The organism is Streptomyces sp. NPDC020597, from assembly GCF_044335095.1.
In the GTDB taxonomy this organism is placed as follows: domain Bacteria; phylum Actinomycetota; class Actinomycetes; order Streptomycetales; family Streptomycetaceae; genus Streptomyces.
Genome location: NZ_JBIRUL010000002.1, coordinates 332,336 through 352,767, shown reverse-complemented (window position 1 = coordinate 352,767; position 20,432 = coordinate 332,336). Strand labels below are relative to the sequence as shown.

Below are 20,432 nucleotides of genomic sequence, written 5' to 3'. Positions count from 1 at the left end.
GCGCCTTCCGTCGCGCGGGCGCCGTCCCGCGGCCGATGGCGTGGGCGGGATCCGCGGGGCGAGGGTCGGGGACATGAAGGAACTGCTGGGTCTGCTCGGATTCTTCGCCCTGGTGCAGGGCGTCCTCGGGCTGCTGCACGAGTTCGCCCGCTGGCATGTGGGCCTCGTGCAGCGGATCGGCTTCCTCGACGGCCACGAGGTGTACGCGAGCGTCGCGCTGCTCGTGCTGGCGTTCGCGCTGTTCGCCGCAGGGGAGAGCCGGGGATCCGGCTGACCGGGCGTCCCCGGCGGCGGCCCTGCGGCTCCGCGGGTTCCCGCGAGGACGGCCCGGTCAGCCGCCCAGCTCCTGGTGGCGGGCCGTGAGGCGGCTCGCGCCCTCCTCCGTCAGCGAACCGAACAGGCGCAGACGGGAGATGCCGCCGTCCGGATAGATGTCCACGCGCGCGTGCGTCCCGACCGCGGGTTCGGGCAGGACGAAGCGGTGGTTGGCGTCGGGCTGCAGGCGGGTGCGCGGCAGGATCTCCGTCCATGCGCCGTCGTCGCCGTCCTTGACCGACACCGAGGCCCAGCCCGCGCTGTTGCCCTTGAGGTACGCGGTGTCGATCTCCAGCGCGCGGATCCGCGCCTGGGCGGCCAGCCGGTAGCGGATCCAGTCGTGGCCCCGGTCGCGGCGGCGGCGGGTCTCCCAGCCGTCGTCCATCTTGCGGGAGCGGCCCGGCTGGATGGTGTGGGAGGCCGGCGAGTAGAAGAGGTCGGAGGCGTCCTCGACCCGGCCGCCGTTCTCCAGGGCGACCACGTCGAACGCGCCCAGCACCGCCAGCCATCCGGGGTCGGGGACGACCTCGCCGTACACGCGCAGGCGGGCGATGCCGCCGTCGGGATGCTGGTTGACCCGCAGGTGCGTGAAGCGCTGCTCGGTCGCCACGGCGAAGCCGTTCGCCGCGTGGCCGCCGACCGGCGTGCGCGGGACCAGCGTCGACCACTTCACGTCGTCCCCGAGGAGCTCCTCCGGCGACGGCGAGCCCGCCACGGACGCGCCCTCGACCGACACCGCCTGCGGGTAGTTGCCGCGGAAGTGGGCCGTGTCGACGACGATGCCCCGGATCACGCCGGGTGCGCCGAGACGGACGAGCGCCCAGTCGTGGTCGTCGTCGGTGGGCCAGGGGTGTTCGGCGGAGGCGCCGCGGCGGCGGCGGGTCTCCCAGCCGTCCATGATCTTGCCCTTGTGCCCGAAGTGCTCCGGGTCGAACTCGGCCCGCCCGGGCAGCAGAAGGTTCTCGCGCTGGGCGAAGAACTCGTCGTTGGCGGCGACGACCGCGCCGCCGAGCCGCCGGTCGGCCAGGTCGACGTACCGGCTGAAGGGGAAGGCGGCGGTGCGGTAGTCCGCGTACGGGTCGCCGCCTCCGTAGGGGTTCGCGTCGCCGGTGAAACTGGTCGTCGCCGTCACGGTGATCAGATCTGCCTTTCGGGAGTCGGCCGCCGCGGGGTCGCGGGTGCGGGGGTCGCGGTGCGGGAGCGGGCGTCCTGCCGCGCCGGCGTCAGGGGCTGCGGGTGAGCAGCCGGCCCTTCGGTTCGGTGAACTCGCCGCCGGCGACGATGCGTTCGCCGCGCAGCCAGGTGGACTTCACGACGCCGTGGAGGGTTCTCCCGGCGTACGCCGTGACGCGGTTGCGGTGCTGGAGGGCCGCCGGGTCGACGGTGAAGGTCTCGTCGGGGGCGAGGACGGCGAAGTCGGCGTCGCGGCCCGCCTCGATCGCGCCCTTGCGGTCGAGGCCCACGAGGGCGGCCGTGCGCGTGGACATCCACCTCACGACGTCCTCGATGCCGTGCCCCCGTCGGCGCGCCTCGGTCCAGACCGCCGGGAGGCTGAGCTGCAGTCCGGAGATGCCGCCCCACGCGGTCGCGAAGTCGTCGGTCTTCAGGTCGGCCGTGGACGGCGAGTGGTCGGTGACCACGCAGTCGATCGTGCCGTCGGCGAGGGCCTGCCAGAGCAGGTCCTGGTTGGCGGACTCACGGATGGGCGGGCAGCACTTGAACTCGCTTGCCCCGTCCGGCACTTCCTCGGCGGTCAGGGTCAGATAGTGCGGGCAGGTCTCGACGGTGATCCGGACGCCGTCGGCCTTGGCGGCGGCGATCAGCGGGAGCGCGTCGCTGGAGGAGAGGTGCAGGACGTGCACGCGCGCGTCGAGCCGCCGGGCCTGGTCGACGAGGTGCGCGACGGCGGTGTCCTCGGCGCCGCGCGGCCGGCTCGCGAGGAAGTCGGCGTACCGGGGACCGCCCTGCTGCGGGGCCGCGTCCAGGTGGTGCGGGTCCTCCGCGTGCACGATCAGCAGGCCGTCGAAGCCGGCGATCTCGGCCAGGGAGCGGGCCAGGCCGTCCTGGTCGAGGTGCGGGAACTCGTCCACGCCCGACGGGGAGAGGAACGCCTTGAAGCCGAAGACTCCGCGGTCGTGCAGCGGCCGCAGGTCCTTGACGTTGTCGGGCAGGGCGCCGCCCCAGAAGCCGACGTCGATGTGCGCCTTGTCCGCGGCGACCTCCCGCTTGACGCGCAGGTGTCCGACCGTCGTGGTCGGCGGCAGGGAGTTCAGGGGCATGTCGACGAGGGTGGTGATGCCGCCGGCCGCCGCCGCGCGGGTGGCGGTCCAGAAGCCCTCCCAGTGGGTGCGGCCGGGATCGTTGACGTGCACATGCGTGTCGACCAGGCCGGGCAGCAGGACGTCGTCGCCGAAGTCCTCCAGGCGGGCCCCCTCGGGGACGGGGGCGTCGTACGGCAGGACGGCCGTGATCGCGCCGCCCGCCACCGCGACCGCCGCGGGGCGCGTCCCGTCGGGAGTGACGACGCGCGTCGAGCGCAGCACCAGTTCGGCCTCGGACACCCGGACCCCTCTCTTCCGTGCACTCCGGTCAACTGTCAGAAACGCTCGGAAACTTTCACGTAACGGAATTCAACGTTCTGTTGAAGGAGTCTTCACTCCCGCCTCCGCGCCGTCAAGGGCGCACTCCCCCACAGTGCACCCGCCGCCACCCCTCCTGGATGTTTCCACAAAGCGGAATGACAATTCCATGCAGCAGAACGTAGCTACGCACAAGCCGGGAGTCAACCGACCGACGGGTAGGCTTCAGCCCCGCCCGCCCGTAGCGAAAGGACGCGCCGTGCCGACGTCGAGCGCCAGCACCACCGACTCCGCCAGGTCCGCAGGCGGAGGGGTCCAGTCACTCGAGCGCGCCTTCGATCTGCTCGAGCGGATGGCGGACGCGGGAGGCGAGGTCGGCCTGAGCGAGCTGTCCGCGAGCAGCGGGCTGCCGCTGCCCACCATCCACCGCCTCATGCGCACCCTGGTGGCCTGCGGCTACGTGCGTCAGCAGTCCAACCGCCGCTACGCGCTGGGCCCCCGGCTGATCCGGCTCGGCGAGTCGGCCTCCCGGCTGCTGGGCACCTGGGCCCGGCCCTATCTGGCCCGTCTCGTCGAGGAGACCGGCGAGACGGCGAACATGGCACTGCTCGACGGCGACGAGATCGTGTACGTGGCGCAGGTGCCGTCCAAGCACTCGATGCGGATGTTCACCGAGGTCGGACGCCGGGTCCTGCCGCACAGCACCGGCGTCGGCAAGGCCCTGCTGGCGGGCTTCCCCGACGGCGAGGTGCGCGCCCTGCTCGCCCGCACCGGCATGCCCGCCGCCACGAACAGGACGATCACCACGCCGGAGGGCTTCCTGGCAGCGCTGGCGGACGTCCGGCGGGCCGGATTCGCCGTCGACGACAACGAACAGGAGATCGGCGTGCGCTGCCTGGCGGTGTCCGTGCCCGACTCCCCCACCGCCGCGGCCGTCTCCATCTCCGGCCCCGCGGGCCGCGTCACGGAGGAGGCGACCGAGAGGATCGTGCCGGTGCTCCAGCAGGTGGCGGCCGAACTGTCGCGGGCCCTGGCCGACTCCGGCGCCGCGATCGGCTGACCCACGCCACGCCGCACCGGGCGCTGCGGCCGCGGTTCAGCCGCGCGGGCTCCGCCCGAAGCGTTCCACGGCACAGCGCACGTCGGCCAGGCCGCGGGCCAGCGCGCTCACCGAGCCGATGGCGCCGGCGATCAGCAGCAGGGAACGGCGTAACCGCACAACCTCGGGGGTGCCGTGGGCCGCCATCGCGGCGAGCGCGGCGAGTTCGTCCTCGGCGATGACCCGGTCGGGGAACTCCGCCGGATGCGCGGCGAGTTCGCGGCGGAGCCGGGACACCGCCGCCCGCAGTTCCGTCACCCTCGGATCCTCGTCGCTGCCGGTCACTGCCCTTTGCCCCAAGCTCCGCAACACAGCTCTCCCCCCCTCGCACCCCGCCGGGCACGAGTACGCGCCTTCCCGCCCCCGCCTCCCCGTGGCGCCGGTCGTGCGCCGGGGGACGCGCGGGCCAGTAAACGCCACCCCCTGCCGGGTGCGCCACAGCGCGGACCGAAATTCAGCCTCCGGAGACCATGTGTCCGACGCCGCGTCAGGTATGCAGGACGCATGACGCACACGGAACACGGGAGCACGAGCGACGCCGGGGACCAGGTCTTCGGCCTGGTCCTCGCGGCGGGTGGGGGACGAAGGCTCGGAGGGCGGCCCAAGGCCCTGCTCGAACACCGGGGGCGCCCTCTCGTGGAGCATGTGGTGCGCACGCTGCGCTCGGCGGGCTGCACGCGCGTGCACGTGGTGCTCGGAGCCGGCGCCGACGCCGTACGCGAACAAGCCCGGCTCGACGGGTGCGTGCTGGTGGACAACCCCGACTGGGCCCAGGGGATGGGCACGTCACTGCGCGCCGGCCTCGCCTCGCTGCCCCGTCCGGCCTCCCCCGCAGGCGCTCCGGCGGCCGGCGCGCGCGGGGCGCTGGTCCTCCTCGTCGACCAGCCCGGCATCGGTCCGCAGGCGGTGGCGCGGGTGCTCGCGGCCTACGAGGGCGAGTCCTCGCTCGTGTCGGCCGCCTACGACGGCGAGCGCGGCCATCCGGTCCTGCTCGGCTCCCGCCACTGGACGGGCGTCGCCGCGGCCGCGACCGGCGACCGGGGGGCGCGCGCCTATCTGAGCGCGCACCGGGAGGCGCTCACCCTCGTCGAGTGCGGTGACGTGGCCCGGCCGTTCGACATCGACACCCCGGACGATCTCGCCCACCTTGAGTGAGCCCCCTGGCACCGAGCGCCACGTTGCCTCGACAGGAAGACTCTCGACGTCAACAAACCATTGAACTTCCACGATGAGGAAACTAGTATCCACTGTTCAGAAGGGCTTGGCCCGTCCGGCGCCTCGCCCGCCGTACCCGGTTCGACTGGCACCCGGTGCCACCGCTGAAGGAAGTGACCGCTCATGTCCGCACCAGCGCCGTCCCCGCTGGCCATCGTCGACGCCGAGCCCCTGCCGCGGCAGGAGGAGGTCCTCACCGAGCCGGCGCTCGCCTTCGTGGCCGAACTGCACCGGCGGTTCACACCGCGCCGCGACGAGCTCCTCGCCCGCCGCACGGAGCGCCGCGCCGAGATCGCCCGCACGTGCACCCTCGACTTCCTCCCGGAGACCGCCGCGATCCGTGCCGACGACTCCTGGCGGGTGGCGCCCGCCCCCGCGGCCCTGGACGACCGCCGGGTCGAGATCACCGGCCCCACCGACCGCAAGATGACGATCAACGCCCTGAACTCCGGGGCCCGGGTCTGGCTCGCCGACTTCGAGGACGCCTCCGCGCCGACCTGGGAGAACGTCGTCCTCGGTCAGGTCAACCTGGCCGACGCCTACACGCGCGCCATCGACTTCACCGACCCGGTCTCCGGCAAGTCGTACGCGCTGAAGGAGAACGGCGAGCTCGCCACCGTCGTGATGCGGCCGCGCGGCTGGCACCTCGACGAGCGTCACCTCGTCGACGCCGACGGCCGCTCCGTGCCCGGCGCCCTCGTCGACTTCGGCCTGTACTTCTTCCACAACGCCCGGCGTCTCCTCGACCTCGGCAAGGGCCCGTACTTCTACCTCCCGAAGACGGAGTCGCACCTGGAGGCCCGCCTGTGGAACGACGTGTTCGTCTTCGCCCAGGACCACGTCGGCATCCCGCAGGGCACCGTCCGCGCCACCGTGCTCATCGAGACGATCACGGCCGCGTACGAGATGGAGGAGATCCTCTACGAACTGCGCGACCACGCCTCGGGGCTGAACGCGGGCCGCTGGGACTACCTGTTCTCGATCGTCAAGAACTTCCGTGACGGCGGGCCCAAATTCGTCCTGCCGGACCGCAACGCCGTGACGATGACCGCCCCGTTCATGCGCGCCTACACCGAACTGCTCGTGCGCACCTGCCACCGGCGCGGCGCGCACGCCATCGGCGGCATGGCCGCGTTCATCCCCTCCCGTCGCGACGCCGAGGTCAACAAGGTCGCCTTCGAGAAGGTCAAGGCCGACAAGGACCGCGAGGCGAACGACGGGTTCGACGGCTCGTGGGTGGCCCACCCGGACCTGGTGCCGATCGCCATGGAGTCCTTCGACAGGGTCCTCGGCGACCGGCCGAACCAGAAGCACCGGCTGCGCGAGGACGTCCGCGTCGAGGCCGCCGACCTCATCGCCGTCGACTCGCTCGACGCCAGGCCCACCTACCCGGGGCTGGTCAACGCCGTGCAGGTGGGCATCCGTTACATCGAGGCGTGGCTGCGCGGCCTGGGCGCGGTCGCCATCTTCAACCTCATGGAGGACGCCGCGACCGCCGAGATCTCCCGCTCGCAGATCTGGCAGTGGATCAACGCCGGGGTGGAGTTCGAGAACGGCGAGAAGGCCACGCCCGAGCTGGCCCGCAAGGTCGCCGCCGGGGAACTCGCCGCGATCCGCGACGAGATCGGCGAGGAGGCGTTCGCGGCCGGTCACTGGCAGCAGGCGCACGACCTGCTGCTGACGGTCGCCCTCGACGAGGACTACGCGGATTTCCTCACCCTGCCGGCCTACGAGCAGCTCAGGGGCTGACCTCGGGACGGTCCGAGTGGCCCAGGGTCCGTCCCGGGGCCACTCGGTCGCGCACCAGCCGCTTCACCGCCGTGGGCTCCGGGAAGCCCTGCGCACGGCGGTCCCAGACGACCTCGCCGTCGACCCGGACGACGAACACGCCGCCCGTGCCCGGCTTCAGCGACAGCTGCGCGAGCTCCACCTCGAAGGTGGTCAGCAACTCCTGCGCCAGCCAGGCCGCGCGGGGCAGCCAGCGGCACTGGGTGCAGTACTCGATCTCCACGGCGTGACTCATCCGAGGTGCACCGACCAATCCTGTTCCGCCGCCGGCTCGCCGTGCAGGTCGGGGACCTGTTTGAGCCAACTCGGGCGGCCCTGACGGGTCTTCTCCGCGCGCCGGGCCTCCTCGGCGGCGCGCTCCTCCCGGGTGGGGAAGCCGGTGGGCAGCCAGGCCGCCGAGGCCTTCACGCGCGCGTACAGATAGCGCACGTACGCCTCCCGGACGGCGTCCGGCGTCGCGAAGCCCGCCTCGCCGTCCAGCCAGGCGTCCGGGACCTCCGCCACGACCGTGCGCAGCAGCTCCTCGGTGACCCGGGGGGCGAGTTCGGCGTCGGCCGCGCGGGTGTCGGGGGCGTAGTGGCCGAGGGCGTGGTGGCGGAAGTCGTAGGCCCGCTCCGGCGCGGACGCGTCCCAGCGGTGGTGGAAGACGAGGGCGGCCCCGTGGTCGATCAGCCACAGCCGCGGCGGCACGGTCCCGGACGTCGGCCACACCATCAGGTTGGAACTGTGGACCGTCCGGTCGACGTTGACGGTCAGGGCGTCGAGCCAGACGATCCGGCCGGCCTCCAGCGGGTCCACGGCGAAGGACTCGGCGACCTGCGGGGTGAAGTCCTTCGCTCCCGGCAGCAAATCCATGCCTAGGTTGACGCCGTGGCTGGCGTCGAGGAGGTCGCGCACCTCCTGGTGCGGTTCGTGCGCCCCGAGCGCCGGGTCGAAGTGCACCAGGACCAGCTCGGGGAAGCGCAGTCCGAGCGCGCGCGCCAGTTCGCCGACGATCACCTCGGCGACCAGCGCCTTGCGGCCCTGCGCGGAGCCGGTGAACTTCACCACGTAGACGCCGAGGTCGTCGGCCTCCACGACCCCGGGCACAGAGCCGCCCGACCTCAGCGGGTTCACGTAGCGGACGGCCCTCACTTCGCGCAGCACACCGGTCAGCGTAGTTCAGATCATGTGCGGCGGGCGTCGGAGTCGACGGCCGGCGGATCGGCCGGCGCAACTGCCAGCGGGTTGGGCAGCGGCAGATAACGGGCGTCCGCGCCGTCCGCGCCCGTCCAGCGCAGCAGCAGGTTCGTCTTGCCGGGCAGGGTGGGCGCGGTGAGCAGGGCCGCCGTCTCGGGGAGGTCGCGGCGGGTCAGTGCGCGGCGTGCCGCGGGCCACGGGTCGAATCCCCGGTGGTGTGCGACGAGGGCCGCGGCGACCTCGCACAGGTGGTTCACCACCAGGCAGTACACCAGCCGCTCCCAGCCGGCCGCCCGCTCCACGTCCGGCAGGAGCTTGACTCCCTCGGCGTCCCGGAACAGGGCCTGCACCGGGATGCCGTCGGCGTCGACGGCGACGAGCGTGTTCTGCAGATGCGCCTCGAGGACGACGCCGTGGCCGGCGAACGCCTCCAGGGCCGGCGGGACGACGGCCGACAGGTACGCCTCCCACCACCTCGCCGGGTCTCTCGTGGCCGTCAGGGGGCTGCCGTCGAAGCCCTCGACGAGGCCCGCGGCGAGCAGCGGGGTCGCGCCGGGCAGCACCGCGGCGTCCAGCCCGTCGCGGACCAGGACGGCGAGCGCCTCGAAGGCGAAGGCGGCGGTGCGGTAGCCGCGGTCGCTCAGCCAGGCCGCCGGGCCGTCGAAGGCCGCGAGGGCCCGGGCCGCCGCCGCGTCGGTCCGGCGCAGTCTCAGCAGGTCGTGGCGCCACAGCCGGCGGATGTCGTTGGTGATGCGCACGTCCAGGCTGAACTTCAGACACAGGTCCCGCTCGGGTGCGTACACCGTGCGCACGGCGGCGGTCGGCCAGGCGTCGAAGGCGGTCGTGCCCAGCCGGAGCAGGCGGCCGTCGGCGAAGGCGGGCGCGAGCTCCCGGGCCGCGAGGTCGAGCTGCCAGGGATGGGCGGGCAGCAGCCGGTACCCGGGCGGGGCCTCGCCGAGGGCGTCCAGCGCGCCGGTGTCGCCCTCCTCGACGACGGCGTCCTCGCGCAGCCCCAGCAGGACGAGCGGGAAGCGGGCGTGCGCCTCGGGGGCGTACGGCAGCCATCCCGCCGCGGACCCGCCGCCGCGCGCCTTGGGGGCAGGATGGTGGGGGTGGCCGGTGACGAGGGACTGCTCGGAGCGCAGGTAGGGGCCGGCCGGCGGGGTGGCACGCGCGCGGGCCGGGAGCAGCGCCGCCACCACGTCCCTGCTGTCGGTCATCTCGACGGGCAGGTCGGGGTTGTCCACTCCGGTGCGCAGCCGCAGCGCCTCGGCGGTCAGGGCGACGAGCCCGCGGTGGTCCAGCGTGCGCCAGGCGCCGGCCTCGTACACCTGGGGTCCGGCCGGGCGGCGGTCGCCGCGCACGCGCAGCAGACGGCCGCCGGGCAGCCGGTGGACCCGCAGGCCGTCGTCGTCCGACGGGCGGGGCAGCGGCTCGGCGAGCTCCCGCAGCAGGCAGTTCAGCAGCGGCGCGGCGGCGTACGCGTCGGCCCGCCCGGCGACGCCGTCGCCGGGCGACGGCGTCCCGCCCGATGACGCCGGTGCCGCGGCGTCGTCGGCAGGCGGCCGCGGGGGCGGCGTCGCCCCGGGGGGCGGGGGGATGAGGTCCACGCGATCCACTGGTTCCCTGGTTCCCTACGGTTCTGCTGGGCGGAGACGATCAAGTATCGCTGTCGTCACGAGCCGTCCGCGACGCCGTACCCGTACCCCCAGGAGCTCCCCCGTGCACCGTCCCCTCAGCGTCGAGACCGACCTGGCCGAAGAACTGGCCGCCGTACGTCCCGATCTCGGCCCGCGGTTCGCGGCCTCGCTGCCCGGGGCGCGGGCGGCCGTGCTGACCCGGCTGTGGCGGGCGCTCGCCCACGAGCCGCTGCCCTGGGTGGCCGGCCGCGAGGGGTGCGGTCCGCGGGGCCGGGAGGGGCTGCTGCTGCGGCTGCGGGACGGCCGCCGTCTGCTCGGCCCGCCCGCGGACCCGTACACGACCGCCCCCGGTGTGACGGAGCTGCTCCTGGACGGCACGGCGTACGACGACCCCGCCCGGCTGCTGGCGGAGCTGGCGGTCCCGCACGGAGCGGGCTTCGCCGCCGAACTCGGCCACAGCGTGGCGTCGTTGGCGTTGTCCCGGGCCGGCCAGGACCCCGGCGACGCCTGCCTGAGGGACCCGAAGGAGTGGCCGGAGCAGGACTGGGAGTGGGAGCAGCGGGTCGTCGACGGGCACCCTTATCACCCCAACTGCCGTGCGCGGCCGGGCTTCTCGGTGGCCGAGCAGCTGGCGTACGGTCCCGAGCACCGGCCGCCGGTGCGGCTGGAGCTGCTGCCCGCGCCCGCCGCCGACTGTCTGGTGTCGGGCGAGTGGCCGCAGCGACTGCGCGACGGCGGGCGGCTGTTGATCCCGGTGCATCCGTGGCAGGCGGCGCATGTGCTCCACCGGACCGGCCGGGAGGGGATGGCGGCGCATCCGCTGATGTCGCTGCGCACGCTCGCCCTGGCCGACGGCCTGCACGTGAAGACCGCGTTGAGCACCCGGCTGACCTCCTCGGTGCGGGACATCTCCGTCGGCTCGGTGGCCGCTTCCGCGGTCCTGTCGGCGTTCGCGGAGACTCTGGAGCCGCACGCGCACGGTCTGCTGCACATGACCCGGACGCTGGGCGCCGCGACCGCCTGCTCGCCGGACCTGGCGGCCGTGCTGCGCGAGTCGCCGCGGGTGTACGGGGGGCCGGGCGAGCACGTCGTCCCGGTGGCCGCCCTGGCCGGCACCGAACTGCCGCGCGACAGCGCTTGGTTGGGCCGCCTGGCGCGGCTCGGCCTCACCGTCGGCCTGCGCATGCTGGAGCTGGGCGTGGCGTTGGAGGCGCACGGCCAGAACCTGCTGGTGGTGCTGTCGCCGTCGGGCGAGCCGCTGCGGCTGGTCTACCGCGACCTGGCCGACATCCGGGTCAGTCCGGCGCGGCTGGCCCGGCACGGCGTCCCGCTGCCCGACGGCCTGCCCGCACGGATCGTCACGGACGACGTGACGGTGCTGCGCCGCAAGCTGTTCGGCTCGCTGGTGGCGGGCGCGCTGGCGGGGACGGCCGGAAGCGGCCGGGCGCTGGGCGCGGCCCTGGAGAGCGCGGTACGGGATCTGCCGCGCACCCCCGACCTCGTGGCGCTGTGCGGGGAACCGCTGCCCGCGAAGGCTCTGACGCTGATGCGGCTGTCACCGGGGGCGCCCGGGGACCGGTGGGCCGAACTGCCCAACCCGTTGCGGGGGCAGGCGGACTGACCCCGCTTTGTGGCGGGCCGCCTCCGATCAATAGGATCCGCCGATGATCAGAACACAACGGCTGGCGGCGGGCGTCTGCGCCCTGCTCGCCGCGCTCGCGGCCGGGATCGCGTTCCCGGCCGGGGCGACAGCCGACGAGACCACCGCCGCCGCACCCAAGGTCGACCTGGTCCTCGACGTCAGCGGTTCGATGCGGACGAAGGACATGGACGGCGGGACGCGGATGGCCGCGGCCAAGCAGGCGTTCAACGAGGTGCTGGACGCGACCCCGGAGAACGTCCTTCTCGGCATCCGCACCCTCGGCGCCAACTACCCGGGCGACGACCGCAAGACGGGCTGCAAGGACACCGCGCAGCTCTACCCGGTCGGCCCGCTGGACCGGACCGAGGCGAAGACGGCGGTGGCGACGCTGTCGCCGACCGGCTGGACGCCGATCGGTCCCGCCCTGCTGAAGGCCGCCGACGACCTCGAGGGCGGCACCGGCTCCAAGCGCATCGTGCTGATCAGCGACGGCGAGGACACCTGTCCTCCGCTCGACCCGTGCGAGGTCGCCCGCGAGATCGCGGCCAAGGGCATCGGCCTGACCATCGACACGCTCGGTCTGGTGCCGAACGTCAAGATGCGCCGGCAGCTCAGCTGCATCGCGGAGGCGACCGGCGGCACCTACACCTCCGTGGAGCACACCGACGAACTCACCGACCGGGTGAACCAGTTGGTCGACCGGGCCGCGGACCCGGTGGTCACTCCGGTGGCCGCCGAGGGCGCGGCCTCCTGTGCCAAGGCGCCCACGCTGAAGTCGGGTCTGTACACCGACCGCGAGGAGTTCGGCCAGGAGCGCTGGTACCGGGTCGACGTCGAGCCGGGGCAGGAACTGCGCGCCTCGGTGAGCGTGTCGGCGGACCGGGCCGTGAACCCCGACTACGGGGTGCTGCTGCGGGCGGTCACCGTGCACGGCCGGGAGATCGTGCGCGGCGAGGCCGCGGGCATCGGCCGGACCGACGTCGTCTCGACGGGTCTGCGCTACCCGAAGGCGGAGAGCGACGAGGACGACGCTCCGGCCGAGACGGTGTGCGTCCAGGTGACCCACTCCTACTCGGCGGCGGCCGGTGTGAAGAGCACGCCGGGCATGCCGCTGGAACTGACCGTGGACGTGGTCGACGGCCCGTCGCAGGCGAGCGACGTGGCCGCCTTCGGCCTCGGCCGGGGCTGGTGGCTGCTGGGCGTCCTGGTGCTGGTGGGCTTCCTCGCGGGTGTGCTGTGGGGCTGGGCCTCTCGCTGGCGGATCGCGGTCTGGAGGACCAACTGATGCGGATCACACGTGTGCTGAGCAGCGTGGCGCTGGTGCTCGGGCCGCTGGCGGGGCTGGCGCTCGGCCCCGCGGCCGCACCGGCCGCGGCCGACTCCACGCCGTCGGCGAGTCCGTCCGGCGGCTCTTCCGCGCCGACCGAGGCGGGCACCTCGTTCCGTACGGCGACGGAGATCGAACAGGGGCAGACGGCGACGGCGAACGGCTCCGCGGGCGACTACCTGTACTGGTCGTTCCCGGCGGACACCGGTCAGCGCCCCACCGTCAAGGCGACGGTGAAGCTGCCCGGGACCCATGCGGCGCAGACCTGGCAGATCGACGTGTACGACGGTCTGCGACGCCGTCAGGCCTGCCAGTACGGCGCGCAGACGCGCACCGCCGCGGCGGGCGCGGGCTCCGTCGAACTGGCCTGCGTGCTGCGCACGGTGCGCGCCTGGTCGGAGCCGTGGGACGGCGACCCGCTGCCGGGCACGTACTACGTCCGGCTGACGGTCCTCGAGCTGGCGACGGCCGACCTGGGCCTGCCGGTCGGCGCGCAGCTGCGGGTGGACTCCAAGGACGTCGGCGGCGCCGCGGCCGTCGACGGTTCGCTGGCGAAGCCGCTCGTTCCGGGCATCGCGGTCACCTCCGAGGCGAAGAAGGACGATTCCTCGGCCTCGGCCGTGCTGTCGAGCATCGAGCCGGACGACGGCTGGGCGTCCGGCTGGTGGTCCGACCGGTGGGTGTGGACCGCCGTCGGCGCGGTGCTCGCCGCCCTCGCCGGGATCGGCGGATACACGCTGACCCGCGGCTCGGGACGACCGCGTCAGGTGCCCCCGGGCGCCTGACGCCTCTTCGGGAAGGGCCCACCGCACGGCGCGGTGGGCTCTTTCTCATGCCGTCTCATGCCGTCTCATGCCGTCTCATGCCGTCTCGTGCCGCCCGCAGCGCCTTGGCCGGCGGGCCGTCGCCTGCCACCTCGATCCGGCCGGCGCGCACGGCGTCCAGCACGCCCGAATCCCCCCGGGCGACGGCCGCGGCGGCGTCCGCGTCCAGGGTGAGCAGGGCGTCGGGCTCACGGGGGGCACGGCCGTCGCCGTAGACCGGCCCGGGCCCGTCCCCGACGTGGAGGTGGAACGCGCCTTCCTCCAGGCGTACTTCGACCAGCCCCTCGTCCACCCCGGCGCGGCGCAGGCCGCGCAGCAGCGGCAGCGCGAACCAGTGGGCGCGCAGGGCGTCCGTGGGCCGCCGCTCGCCGAGCTCACCCTCCCCCCAGGCCCCGAGGGCCTGCAGCACGGGCAGCAACTCAGCTCCGCGGCCGGTGATTTCGTAGACGTACACCGCTCCCGGCGGGGGCAGTCTTCGCCGGGTGGTCAGCCCGTCCCGCTCCATGTCCTTCAGCCGTGAGGCGAGTACGTCCGTGCTGACACCCGGCAGGTCGGCGTGCAGGTCCGTGTAACGGCGCGGGCCGGCGAGCAGCTCCCGGACGATCAGCAGGGTCCAGCGGTCGCCGACGACGTCGAGGGCGCGCGCGGCGGAGCAGTACTGGTCGTAGCTTCGGCGAGGTGACATGGCACGCAGTCTAGACATGTCGTTGGACTTTCCAAGCGGGGACTTGGTAAAACCAAGCAACACACCAACCGGAGGGGCGAGCGCGCATGGAGTTCCGGCAGTCGAACAAGTTGAGCGAGGTCTGTTACGAGATCCGCGGCCCGGTGATCGAGCACGCCGACGCACTCGAGGCGGCCGGCCACAGCGTCCTGCGCCTGAACACCGGCAACCCCGCGCTCTTCGGGTTCGAGGCGCCGGAGGAGATCCTCCAGGACATGATCCGGATGCTCCCGCAGGCGCACGGCTACACCGACTCGCGCGGCGTCCTGTCGGCCCGCCGCGCGGTGGCGGGGCGCTACCAGAGCCTGGGCCTGGAGGTCGGCGTCGACGACGTCTTCCTCGGCAACGGCATCTCCGAACTGATCTCCATGGCCGTGCAGGCGCTGGTCGAGGACGGCGACGAGATCCTCATCCCGGCCCCCGACTTCCCCCTCTGGACGGCCGTCACCACCCTCGCCGGCGGCAAGGCGGTCCACTACCTCTGCGACGAGCAGGCCGACTGGTACCCGGACCTGGACGACATGGCGTCGAAGATCACCGCGCGCACCAAGGCCGTCGTCATCATCAACCCCAACAACCCCACCGGCGCGGTCTACCCGAAGGAGATCATCGAGGGCATCCTCGACCTCGCCCGCCGGCACGGCCTGATGGTCTTCGCCGACGAGATCTACGATCAGATCCTGTACGACGACGCCGTGCACCACTCGGTCGCCGCGCTCGCCCCCGATCTGGTCGTGCTGACCTTCTGCGGCCTGTCGAAGACCTACCGGGTGGCCGGCTTCCGGTCGGGCTGGCTGGTGGTCACCGGCCCGAAACAGCACGCCAGGAACTATCTGGAAGGCCTGACCATGCTGGCGTCCATGCGGCTGTGCGCCAACGCGCCCGCCCAGTACGCCATCCAGGCCGCGCTCGGCGGCCGCCAGTCCATCCACGAGCTCACCGCGCCCGGCGGCCGGCTGCACGAGCAGCGCACCGTGGCCTGGGAGAAGCTCAACGAGATCCCCGGCGTGTCCTGCGTGAAGCCGAAGGGGTCGCTGTACGCGTTCCCCCGCCTCGACCCCAAGGTGCACAAGATCCACGACGACGAGAAGTTCGTCCTGGACCTGCTGCTGCGGGAGAAGATCCAGGTCGTCCAGGGCACCGGCTTCAACTGGCCGACCCCCGACCACTTCCGCATCCTCACCCTCCCCCACGCGGACGACCTGGAGGCCGCCATCGGCCGGATCGGACGCTTCCTGGGCGGATACCGGCAGTAGCGGCGGCGCGAGCGGGAGCAGGGGCGGCCGGCGATCGCCGCCGTGAATGTCAGACCCGCGTCGTAGCCTCGGACGCACGAGGGACGACGTGAGGACGACGCGAGGAGACGCAGTGGGCCCACCGGGGCCCGGCCCGTCGCCGGGAGGGAGCAGACCGTGACGCGACCGCCGACCGCTGCCCAGCGGCGGGTGATCGACGCCGCCGAACCGGTCACCGGGCGGCTGCGGGGCACGCCGGCGCAGCTGACGGCCCTGGTGCGGCACGGGCTGGCGTTCCGGCACCCGCGGCCGCCGCACGACCACTTCCTCACCCCGGCGGGCCACCGCGTCCGCGAGGCCGTGCCCGAACCGCCGGCAGCAGTCCCGCCGAAGGCGGACGGCGGCACGGAGGTGTTCGCCGCACGCGTCGGCGGCGAGGAGGCGGCCGGGCCGGCGGGCCCCGCCCGGGTCCGTGAGGTGCACAGCGCCTGGCAGGGCCTGCTGGAGCTGCGCCGCATGACCAACACGGACGGCGGCACGGACCGCCCCTGCGGCTGGGAGCGCGCGCACCTGGTGCGCGCGGCCGCGCTGGCCCTGGAAGCGGCCGGACACCGCCCCGCCGGCCCCGGGGGAACGGACGGCTACCGGGTGCGGGCCACCCCGCAGCCGGACGCGGTCGCGGTGCACGGGCCGGACGGCGCGACGCTGAGCGCGTGCGCGGCGACGCTGGAAGAGACTGGCTGGCAGGTCGGCGAGCACACCGATCCCCGGACGAGAGCGCGGTATCTGCTGGCTTCCCCCCGCCGGGTGTGAGGTGCATGCCAAGATCGGTTCCCGGTGCATCGGTGGTCGGTGCACCGATGAACACGGCACCGATGAACAGGGCATCGCGTGCTCGTCGACGAGAAGGGGAAGCAGTGAGCGAGCCGTTTTCCGTCCGGGTCACCGTCCGCGGATACGAGACCGACGTGCAGGGACACCTCAACCAGAGCGTGTACATCAACTACGCGGAACACGCTCGCTGGTCGTTGCTGCAGGCGGCGGGCGTCAGCCAGGCCGGCCTGATCGGCAGGGGCGTGGGCCCGGTCGCCCTGGAGACCACCATCCGCTACCGGCGCGAACTGCTCGCCGGGGACGAGGTCGACGTGTCCTGCGTCTTCGAGTGGGGCGGCGGCAAGACGTTCCGCATCGAGCAGACCATCACCCGGGCGGACGGCACGGTCGCCGCCGAACTGAGCGCGGTCGGCGGCCTGCTGGACCTGAAGAAGCGCCGGATGGTCGCGAACCCGCAGGACTACTTCAAGGAACTGGCCACCGAACCGGCCCTGTTCGGACTCTAGGGTCCGCGCCCCCCGTGGTCTCCCCCGGTCTCCCACGGTCCCCGCCGGCCTCCGAAGGGGCGCCCGCAGCCCCGCCCCGTCACCGCGCCCCGAACGCCTCCCGGTGATCCCTCGCCCACGCGCGGTACGTCCGCGCCGGCCGCCCCAGCAACAGGGCCACGTCCTCGGTGACGACCGCGTTGCCTCCCCGCCGGACGTACGCGGAACCCGTCGCGACGCCGTCGGCGACGGCCTCGTCCTGCCAGCGGTCCAGGACGAACGCGCGCACCTCGTGCTGCGCGAGGTCACGGGTCGTCACCGGCCGCCCCAGCAGCCCGGCGAGCACGGCGGCCTGGCCGGGCACGCTGATCGTCTCGGGCCCGGTCAGCGTGTACGTCCGGCCCGCCCGGCGCTCGTCGAGGAGGGCCACGGCGGCCGCCTCGGCGACGTCGCGCGGATCGACGACCCCCTGGAGTCCGTCGCCGCTCATGTTCGGCACCGGCTCCCCCGCCCGGACGGCCTCCGCCCAGCTCAGCGTGTTCGAGGCGAAGGAGGAGGGGCGCAGGACGACCCACTCGGCGCCGCTCTCCCGGACCGCCCGCTCGCCCTCGACGTGCCACTGCCCGGTGGGCCCCAGCCCGGGATCACCGGTGCCGATCGCGGACAGCTTGACCAGCCGGCCCACGCCGGCCGCGCGGGCCGCCGCCACCAGCGGCCCGTCGTGCTGCGCGGACGGCCCGGGCAGCCCCACCAGGAAGGCGGCCGCCGCCCCGGACATCGCGGCCTCCAGGGAAGCGGGGTCGAGGTAGTCGCCGCGCACCGCCTCGACGCCCGCGGGCATCCGGGCTTTCGCCGGATCGCGGGTCAGGGCGCGCACCTTCTCGCCGCGCGCCGCCAGGTGTCGTACGAGTGCGCCGCCGATGGTGCCCGTAGCACCGGTCACAAGAATCATGGCCACCACGGTGGCGGCCGCCGCCCTCCCGGCTCTAGGAGATTCCGGCACGCTTCGGCCGCCCGCGCATCGCTGCCGCGCGTTTACGGTGGAGGCGTGACGAACGCCCTGGCCGAGCAGCCCCTGCCCGCTCCCTCAGCGCTGCACACCTGGATCGACGGCATCCAAGACGTCGTCGTCGACCGCGCGCCCGAGGACGCCTACACGCACGTGCCGGACACGGCGACCAAGGTCGTGGTCCGCGTCGCGGGAAACGGCCGCCGCGACGCGCTGATCGTCGGGCCGCGCACGCGCGCCACGTATCACGCCGATCCGGACGAGCGCCTGGTGTCGTGCACGCAACTGCGGCTGGCGCCGGGGGCGGTGGGGCCGCTGCTCGGGGTGCCCGCGGGCGCTCTCGTGGGCCGGGCGGTGCCGGCCGACGATCTGCCGGCCCCGGCCGCTCGCCGCCTGGTCCGCGAACTGACCGTCGGGGAACCGCAGGACATCACCGCCCGCCTCGCCGACCTGCTGCCGCCACCCGTGCACGGCCCGCGCGAACGCCTCTTGCGGGCCGCCGTCGACGCGCTGTCCACCCGCCCGGACCGCGCCCCCGCCGCCGTGCGCGACGTCGCGCGCGAACTCGCCGTGAGCGAACGCCAGTTGCGCACCCTCTTCGCCGTCGGCGTCGGGGTCTCCCCCAAGCACTACGCCCGCATCGACCGCGTCCGTCACCTCCTCACGCACGCGGCCTCCGCCCCGTGGGCGCAACTCGCCGCCGACGCCGGCTACTACGACCAATCGCACATGACCGCCGACTTCCGCAGCCTCATGGGCGTCCCGCCGACGGCGTTCTTCACCGGCCGGCTGCCCCGGGCCACGCCCTGCCGGGCGCCGCGGCCCTGAAGCCCGGACGCCCCGGACGCGACCGCGAGCCGCCGGTGACCCCGCGGCCGGAGACGGTGTGCGGGCGGCCGCCCGGGGACGAGCGCGGCCCACAGACCGTTCCGGGGCGCGCGCGTCGAGCGCACGCCCCGGTCACGGCCGCCGTGCACCACGCGGGTGCACGGCATCCGGCCGAGGGCCGTCCCCCTCGGCCGGAGTCCTCGGCGGGTCAGCCCTGCGCGGCGATCCGTGCCAGCCGCCGGGCCTCTTCGCGGGTCGAGCGGGCGACGGCGTCCTCGTCGACGGTCGTCAGCCGTCCGTCCTCGACGATCTGACGGCCGTTCACGAAGGAGGCGGTGACCGGGGCTGCCGCGCCGAAGACCAGCGCCGTCACCGGGTCGGCGATCGAGGCGTGCGCGAGGGTGTCCAGCCTCCACAGGACCACGTCGGCGAGCTTGCCCGGCTCCAGGGAGCCGATCTGCGTCGCGCGGCCCAGCACCCGGGCCCCGCCGAAGGTGCCGAGACGCAGCGCCTGACGGGCGTTCAGCGCGGCCTCGCGGTGCGCTCCGAGGCGGTTGACGAGAAGGGCGTTGCGCAGTTCGGTGTGCAGTTCGCCGGACTCGTTGGACGCCGTGCCGTCGACGCCGAGGCCCACCGGGACGCCGGCCGCCAGCATGTCGGGGACGCGGGCGATGCCGGCCGCCAGCCGGGCGTTGGACGACGGACAGTGGGCGACGCCCGTCCCCGTGCGGGCGAAGGCGTCGATGTCGGAGTCGTTCATGTGGACGCAGTGCGCCATCCACACGTCCTCGCCGAGCCAGCCGGTGGACTCGAAGTAGTCGGTCGGGCCCATCCCGAACAACTCGTGGCAGAACTTCTCCTCCTCGACCGTCTCCGAGCCGTGGGTGTGCAGGCGCACCCCGAGCCGGCGGGCCAACTCGGCTCCTTGGCTCATGAGTTCGGTGGAGACGGAGAAGGGCGAGCACGGGGCGACGGCGACCTGGGTCATCGCGTCGAAGGAGGCGTCGTGGTGCTGGGCGACGGTCTCCTCGGTGGCGGCGAGGGCGCCGTCCAGCGTCTCCACCGCGAAGTCCGGGGGCAGCCCGCCGTCCTTCTCGCTGCGGTCCATGGAACCGCGGGCGAGGGTGAACCGGACGCCCATGTCCCGCGCGGCGCCGATGATCGCGCCGGAGAGGTCGCCGGAGCCCCGCGGGAAGACGTAGTGGTGGTCCATGGCGGTGGTGACGCCGCCGCGGGCCATCATCGCGAGGGAGCCCTGGGCGGCCGCCAGGACCATCTGCTCGTCGATGCGCGCCCACGTGGGGTAGAGCGCGACGAGCCAGTCGAAGAGGTTGTGGTCGGTGGCCAGCCCGCGGGTGATCCACTGGTAGAAGTGGTGGTGGGTGTTGACCAGGCCGGGCGTGACCAGGTGCCCGGCCGCGTCGATGCGGCGTACGACGTTCTCCAGGCCCTCGGGGGCTGGGCCCGCGCCGACCGACTCGATGCGGTTGCCGGCGAGGACGACATGGCCGTCCGCGTACTCGGTGTCCTGGGCGTCTACGGTCGCGATCGCGGCGTTCTCGATGACGATGCGCTGGACTGCTGCCATGGTGCGTCCTTCTCGCTCGGCGGACTGTGGGGAGCGGGCACGGCAGGACCCGGGAGCTTTGAGTGCCGCGGCCGGGCGGAGGCGGGCTCCCCCGGCCGCGGGTGCCGAAGAGGTGAGGGAG

At 73.8% G+C, this 20,432-nt stretch carries 20 protein-coding genes; 11 read left to right on the top strand and 9 right to left on the bottom strand.

The features are described from left to right. Window positions 1–73: 73 nt before the first annotated feature. Window positions 74–274, top strand: a complete 201-nt coding sequence (locus ACH4ZA_RS05180; protein ID WP_319280802.1) for a hypothetical protein — start codon at window positions 74–76, stop codon at window positions 272–274. A 57-nt stretch (window positions 275–331) separates the two neighbouring features. Here the strand turns inward: ACH4ZA_RS05180 and alc are convergent, their stop codons facing one another. Continuing rightward, on the bottom strand, window positions 332–1,447 hold the full coding sequence (gene alc, locus ACH4ZA_RS05175; RefSeq protein ID WP_319280800.1) for an allantoicase: 1,116 nt from the start codon (window positions 1,445–1,447) through the stop codon (window positions 332–334). 91 nt (window positions 1,448–1,538) lie between these two features. Next, the gene (gene allB / locus ACH4ZA_RS05170; RefSeq protein ID WP_398428081.1) at window positions 1,539–2,876 is read right to left on the bottom strand and encodes an allantoinase AllB; all 1,338 of its coding nucleotides are present in this window, start codon (window positions 2,874–2,876) and stop codon (window positions 1,539–1,541) included. 277 nt (window positions 2,877–3,153) lie between these two features. On the opposite strand from allB, the gene ACH4ZA_RS05165 reads away from it, so the two are divergent. Further along, on the top strand, window positions 3,154–3,954 hold the full coding sequence (locus tag ACH4ZA_RS05165; RefSeq protein ID WP_319280796.1) for an IclR family transcriptional regulator: 801 nt from the start codon (window positions 3,154–3,156) through the stop codon (window positions 3,952–3,954). A gap of 36 nt (window positions 3,955–3,990) precedes the next feature. On the opposite strand, the gene ACH4ZA_RS05160 is transcribed toward ACH4ZA_RS05165, so the two are convergent. Beyond that, a complete protein-coding gene (locus tag ACH4ZA_RS05160; protein WP_319280793.1) occupies window positions 3,991–4,305 on the bottom strand; it encodes a DUF5955 family protein in 315 nt (104 codons plus the stop codon). A 192-nt stretch (window positions 4,306–4,497) separates the two neighbouring features. On the opposite strand from ACH4ZA_RS05160, the gene ACH4ZA_RS05155 reads away from it, so the two are divergent. Both ACH4ZA_RS05155 and aceB read left to right on the top strand, forming a co-directional pair. Beyond that, window positions 4,498–5,148: an NTP transferase domain-containing protein gene (locus tag ACH4ZA_RS05155; RefSeq protein ID WP_398428080.1), complete on the top strand. Its 651-nt coding sequence runs from the start codon at window positions 4,498–4,500 to the stop codon at window positions 5,146–5,148. A 183-nt stretch (window positions 5,149–5,331) separates the two neighbouring features. Then, on the top strand, window positions 5,332–6,957 hold the full coding sequence (gene aceB, locus ACH4ZA_RS05150) for a malate synthase A (protein WP_398428078.1): 1,626 nt from the start codon (window positions 5,332–5,334) through the stop codon (window positions 6,955–6,957). Here the strand turns inward: aceB and ACH4ZA_RS05145 are convergent. From ACH4ZA_RS05145 to ACH4ZA_RS05135, 3 genes are read right to left on the bottom strand one after another with little or no spacing between them, the layout of a single operon-like run. Continuing rightward, window positions 6,947–7,231 carry a SelT/SelW/SelH family protein gene (locus ACH4ZA_RS05145; RefSeq protein WP_319280787.1) on the bottom strand — a complete coding sequence of 95 codons (285 nt, stop codon included), beginning with the start codon at window positions 7,229–7,231 and terminating at the stop codon, window positions 6,947–6,949. The two genes, aceB and ACH4ZA_RS05145, sit on opposite strands and share 11 nt — an antisense overlap. Continuing rightward, window positions 7,228–8,142 carry a HipA family kinase gene (locus ACH4ZA_RS05140; protein WP_398428077.1) on the bottom strand — a complete coding sequence of 305 codons (915 nt, stop codon included), beginning with the start codon at window positions 8,140–8,142 and terminating at the stop codon, window positions 7,228–7,230. The genes ACH4ZA_RS05145 and ACH4ZA_RS05140 overlap by 4 nt, the downstream gene beginning before the upstream one ends. A 20-nt stretch (window positions 8,143–8,162) precedes the next feature. Continuing rightward, on the bottom strand, window positions 8,163–9,794 hold the full coding sequence (locus ACH4ZA_RS05135; protein WP_398428075.1) for an IucA/IucC family protein: 1,632 nt from the start codon (window positions 9,792–9,794) through the stop codon (window positions 8,163–8,165). Between the two features lie 103 nt (window positions 9,795–9,897). On the opposite strand from ACH4ZA_RS05135, the gene ACH4ZA_RS05130 reads away from it, so the two are divergent. The 3 genes from ACH4ZA_RS05130 to ACH4ZA_RS05120 are packed head-to-tail and all read left to right on the top strand — an operon-like array spanning window position 9,898 to window position 13,569. Next, window positions 9,898–11,436 (top strand): IucA/IucC family siderophore biosynthesis protein, encoded by a 1,539-nt coding sequence (locus ACH4ZA_RS05130; RefSeq protein WP_319280781.1) that lies wholly within the window; start codon window positions 9,898–9,900, stop codon window positions 11,434–11,436. A gap of 43 nt (window positions 11,437–11,479) precedes the next feature. After that, window positions 11,480–12,742: a VWA domain-containing protein gene (locus tag ACH4ZA_RS05125; RefSeq protein ID WP_319280778.1), complete on the top strand. Its 1,263-nt coding sequence runs from the start codon at window positions 11,480–11,482 to the stop codon at window positions 12,740–12,742. Continuing rightward, complete coding sequence (locus ACH4ZA_RS05120; RefSeq protein WP_398428072.1) at window positions 12,742–13,569, top strand: hypothetical protein; 828 nt, start codon at window positions 12,742–12,744, stop codon at window positions 13,567–13,569. Before ACH4ZA_RS05125 ends, ACH4ZA_RS05120 begins: the two co-directional genes overlap by 1 nt. Window positions 13,570–13,624: 55 nt before the next feature. On the opposite strand, the gene ACH4ZA_RS05115 is transcribed toward ACH4ZA_RS05120, so the two are convergent. Further along, window positions 13,625–14,293 carry a winged helix-turn-helix transcriptional regulator gene (locus ACH4ZA_RS05115; protein ID WP_398428071.1) on the bottom strand — a complete coding sequence of 223 codons (669 nt, stop codon included), beginning with the start codon at window positions 14,291–14,293 and terminating at the stop codon, window positions 13,625–13,627. An 86-nt stretch (window positions 14,294–14,379) separates the two neighbouring features. On the opposite strand from ACH4ZA_RS05115, the gene ACH4ZA_RS05110 reads away from it, so the two are divergent. The 3 genes from ACH4ZA_RS05110 to ACH4ZA_RS05100 all read left to right on the top strand — a co-directional run bounded on the left by ACH4ZA_RS05110 (window position 14,380) and on the right by ACH4ZA_RS05100 (window position 16,907). Then, the gene (locus ACH4ZA_RS05110) at window positions 14,380–15,588 is read left to right on the top strand and encodes a pyridoxal phosphate-dependent aminotransferase (protein WP_398428070.1); all 1,209 of its coding nucleotides are present in this window, start codon (window positions 14,380–14,382) and stop codon (window positions 15,586–15,588) included. A gap of 156 nt (window positions 15,589–15,744) precedes the next feature. Next, the gene (locus ACH4ZA_RS05105; RefSeq protein ID WP_319280771.1) at window positions 15,745–16,380 is read left to right on the top strand and encodes a hypothetical protein; all 636 of its coding nucleotides are present in this window, start codon (window positions 15,745–15,747) and stop codon (window positions 16,378–16,380) included. A 104-nt stretch (window positions 16,381–16,484) separates the two neighbouring features. After that, window positions 16,485–16,907, top strand: coding sequence for an acyl-CoA thioesterase (locus ACH4ZA_RS05100; protein ID WP_319280767.1), 423 nt, complete (start codon window positions 16,485–16,487; stop codon window positions 16,905–16,907). 79 nt (window positions 16,908–16,986) lie between these two features. On the opposite strand, the gene ACH4ZA_RS05095 is transcribed toward ACH4ZA_RS05100, so the two are convergent. Then, entirely contained in the window at window positions 16,987–17,838 is an 852-nt protein-coding gene (locus ACH4ZA_RS05095; protein WP_398428069.1) for an NAD(P)H-binding protein, read from the bottom strand. 96 nt (window positions 17,839–17,934) lie between these two features. Between ACH4ZA_RS05095 and ACH4ZA_RS05090 the strand changes: the two genes are divergently transcribed. Further along, complete coding sequence (locus ACH4ZA_RS05090) at window positions 17,935–18,723, top strand: helix-turn-helix domain-containing protein (RefSeq protein ID WP_398428068.1); 789 nt, start codon at window positions 17,935–17,937, stop codon at window positions 18,721–18,723. A gap of 208 nt (window positions 18,724–18,931) precedes the next feature. Here the strand turns inward: ACH4ZA_RS05090 and ACH4ZA_RS05085 are convergent, their stop codons facing one another. Further along, window positions 18,932–20,311, bottom strand: coding sequence for an 8-oxoguanine deaminase (locus tag ACH4ZA_RS05085; protein ID WP_398428066.1), 1,380 nt, complete (start codon window positions 20,309–20,311; stop codon window positions 18,932–18,934). Window positions 20,312–20,432: the final 121 nt, after the last annotated feature.

Coding starts and splice junctions, on each gene's coding strand:
- ACH4ZA_RS05115 (WP_398428071.1), bottom strand. CDS start 14,293: ATGTCACCTCGCCGAAGCTACGACCAGTACTGCTCCGCCGCGCGCGCC.
- ACH4ZA_RS05095 (WP_398428069.1), bottom strand. CDS start 17,838: ATGATTCTTGTGACCGGTGCTACGGGCACCATCGGCGGCGCACTCGTA.
- ACH4ZA_RS05145 (WP_319280787.1), bottom strand. CDS start 7,231: ATGAGTCACGCCGTGGAGATCGAGTACTGCACCCAGTGCCGCTGGCTG.
- ACH4ZA_RS05110 (WP_398428070.1), top strand. CDS start 14,380: ATGGAGTTCCGGCAGTCGAACAAGTTGAGCGAGGTCTGTTACGAGATC.
- ACH4ZA_RS05120 (WP_398428072.1), top strand. CDS start 12,742: ATGCGGATCACACGTGTGCTGAGCAGCGTGGCGCTGGTGCTCGGGCCG.
- ACH4ZA_RS05180 (WP_319280802.1), top strand. CDS start 74: ATGAAGGAACTGCTGGGTCTGCTCGGATTCTTCGCCCTGGTGCAGGGC.
- aceB (WP_398428078.1), top strand. CDS start 5,332: ATGTCCGCACCAGCGCCGTCCCCGCTGGCCATCGTCGACGCCGAGCCC.
- ACH4ZA_RS05155 (WP_398428080.1), top strand. CDS start 4,498: ATGACGCACACGGAACACGGGAGCACGAGCGACGCCGGGGACCAGGTC.
- ACH4ZA_RS05125 (WP_319280778.1), top strand. CDS start 11,480: ATGATCAGAACACAACGGCTGGCGGCGGGCGTCTGCGCCCTGCTCGCC.
- ACH4ZA_RS05085 (WP_398428066.1), bottom strand. CDS start 20,311: ATGGCAGCAGTCCAGCGCATCGTCATCGAGAACGCCGCGATCGCGACC.